The sequence below is a fragment of the Streptomyces mexicanus genome, from assembly GCF_902506575.1.
Classification (GTDB): domain Bacteria; phylum Actinomycetota; class Actinomycetes; order Streptomycetales; family Streptomycetaceae; genus Streptomyces; species Streptomyces mexicanus.
This window is the reverse complement of record NZ_LR732641.1, coordinates 1-2,640: the sequence shown is the minus strand read 5'-3', so window position 1 is coordinate 2,640 and position 2,640 is coordinate 1. Positions and strand designations below refer to the sequence as shown.

The 2,640-nt window shown below is 76.8% G+C and carries 2 protein-coding genes; both read right to left on the bottom strand.

The features are described from left to right. Positions 1–131: 131 nt before the first annotated feature. The gene (locus GV126_RS34090) at positions 132–1,532 is read right to left on the bottom strand and encodes a prenyltransferase/squalene oxidase repeat-containing protein (RefSeq protein WP_236570370.1); all 1,401 of its coding nucleotides are present in this window, start codon (positions 1,530–1,532) and stop codon (positions 132–134) included. Between the two features lie 165 nt (positions 1,533–1,697). Further along, positions 1,698–2,285: a TetR/AcrR family transcriptional regulator gene (locus GV126_RS34085; RefSeq protein ID WP_159675092.1), complete on the bottom strand. Its 588-nt coding sequence runs from the start codon at positions 2,283–2,285 to the stop codon at positions 1,698–1,700. Positions 2,286–2,640: the final 355 nt, after the last annotated feature.

Sequence of the window (2,640 nt, the reverse complement as noted above, 5' to 3'; positions counted from 1 at the left end):
TCCGCACCCCGCGCACGCCGCCCCGCCACCCGACCGGAAGCTCCCGGCGGACCAGTGGTCCGGCCGATCGGCGCTCCAGTCGAGCAGCGCCTTCGGCCGACGACTGGTTCGCCCGGCAGCGCTCCGGCCGCTCACTGCTCCGGCTGATACCTGCATACGGCATGCGCCCGCAGCGCCGAAAGGCCCTGATAGGTCATCCACATGGGCTGCCGCAGGCCGCCCTGCTCGCCCGGTCCCCAGGTCCAGATGCCGCCCGTCTGCCCGGCCCACACCGCGGCCGCGGCCCCCTCCAGCCGCTCCCGCCACGCGGCCTGCAACCCGTCGGCGCGGGCCACCTCCCGGGCGGTCGGGGTCAGCAGGGCGCGGACCACCCAGGCGGCGGTGAAGTGCCGTACGTTCAGCACCTCGTGGCGCGCGGGATCGTCGGTGCGGGGCCTGCGCACCTCCTCGCGCAGGTTGTCCAGGTCCGGGCAGGTGTCGTGGCGGGCGTCCGGGCAGGCCAGCAGCCAGCGCACGCCGTCCTCGCGGGCCGCGCGCGCGGCCGCGTTCTCGCCCAGGACGCGGCCGGCCCGGGCGAGGGCGACCACCGCCTGCGCGGTGTGCAACGGCGACGGCGGGCCGTACGGCGCCTGCAGGCGGTAGCTCCAGCAGCGCAGGTGGTCCCGGCGGGGGTCGTCGATCGCGCCGTCGACGACGGCCTCGCGCAGCACCGGCAGCAGGGCCGAGCCGGGTGCGGCGCGCAGCAGCCCGCGCAGCACCGTCGTCACCACGTGCGCCGACTCGCGCCCTGCCCGGTCGTGATCGGGGGTGAACCGGGCCTCGCAGCGGGCCACTTCCGCCGCGAGGCGGTCCCGCGACACCCCCGCCCGGGCCAGCGCGCCCAGCACCAGCGCGGTCACCTCCGGGCGGGCCTGAAGCCCCTGGGAGCGCGCCGACCAGCCGCCGTCGGGCAGCCGCAGCCGCCACAGGGTGTCGACCAGGTCGCCGGTGCCGAGCCGGCCGTCGGGCACGCCGAGATCGAGCACGATGTGCAGGCCGTAGGCGGTGCCGACGGGGGTGGGCCGGGACGGGGTGTTCTCGCCCAGCGAGTGCGCCCAGCCGGTGAGCCGCCCGAGGACCGGGTCGTCGACCACCGCCATCTGGCCGGCGAGCGTGTCGTAGGCATCGGAGAGCACCTGCTGCAGCGGGCCCGGCACGAAGGACGCCGGGGCAGGCCGTGCCGGGCCGTGTGCCGCGCGGTCGGCGCGGGCCCGCACGAGCGCGGCCGCCAGCCAGGCCGCGGCGGCCGTGCCGAGCCCGCTGACCCCCGCGATCAGGTACTTGGCGAGCTGCCCGTCCAGGGAGTCGGGCAGCACCCCGAACAGGGCCTGGAACACGCCGTACCCGGCGGCCGCGCCGCCCAGGCCGCCCAGCCAGCCGACGAAGCGCGCCGGGGGCGAGGGCGCCGGCCCGCCGTCCGGACCCGTGGGCACGGGGCGCGGGCCCGGGCCGGAGGCGCGCGAGGGGCCGCGTCCGAGCTGCTGTGCGGACAACGCGCGCTCCCTCCCCCAGGGCGGCACCGGGCACCCGATGAGTCCCGGTGCGATGATCCCGCCGTACGGAACCGGTCTCCCTCTCACCGTTCGTACCGCTGTTCGCGCCCCTTCACACCCGTGGGGAGCGGGCGGCGGGCGGTGCCGGTGCCGCGGCACGGCGCCTCAGGATTGCTCCCGGGTGTGCTCGCGCGGCCAGTTCTCCAGCGTGATGTGCAGCGCCTCGACGGCCTTGTCCCAGGACGCCCGCACGTCGCGGGGCGCGCCGAAACCACCGGCGGCCTCCAGGGCGCAGTAGCCGTGGAAGGTGCTGCGCAGCAGGCGCACGGCGTCGGTGAGGTCGGGTTCCTCCAGACCGTAGGCGCGCAGCATGCCGTAGGTGATCTCGGCGGTGCGGCGCAGGGCGGGGGAGTCGGCGACGAGGGACTGGTCGACGCGGATCTGGGTGGCGGCGTAGCGGCCCGGGTGCCGCAGGGCGTACTCCCGGTACGCGTCGGCGAACGCGGCCAGCGCGTCCTTCCCGGCCCGCCCGGCCACGGCGTCGGCGATCCGCTCGATCAGCTCCGCGCCGGCGAACAGCGCGAGCCGCGTGCGCAGCTCTCCCAGGCTCCTGATGTGCGAGTAGAGGCTGGCGTCCTTCACGCCGAAGCGGCGGGCCACACCGGAGACGGTGACGTTCTCGAAGCCGTCCTCGTCCGCGAGGTCGGCCGCCGCCGCGACGATCCGCTCGACGGTCAGCCCGGCACGGGGCATGCGGTGCTCCTTGGCTGGGGTGCGCTGGGCAGGGCAGTGCGGGGACAGGACCCAGGATCCTAGCCGGGGCGGCCGCCTGTCCGGCCCGGCCCCGGTCCTGCCCGGCTCTGTCCGGATCCGTACGGCTCTGTACGGCTCTGTACGGCGCGAGGCTCGTCCGCGTCGTCGTGGCCCGCGGCTCGTTCCGATCGGTGGGCTGCGGCTCGTTCCGATCGGTGCGCCGAGGCGCGATGCGGATCGGTGGGCCGAGGCGCGTCCCGGCCTGTGGGCCGCTGCGTGCCTCCTGTCCGTGGCCGCCGCCCCGCCTCCTATACACACCTGACGCTGCCGGCCACCCCCCTCCTGGTCATCGCCG

Excerpts from the sequence above, each read along its gene's own strand:
- GV126_RS34085 (WP_159675092.1), bottom strand. The coding sequence starts at position 2,285 with ATGCCCCGTGCCGGGCTGACCGTCGAGCGGATCGTCGCGGCGGCGGCC.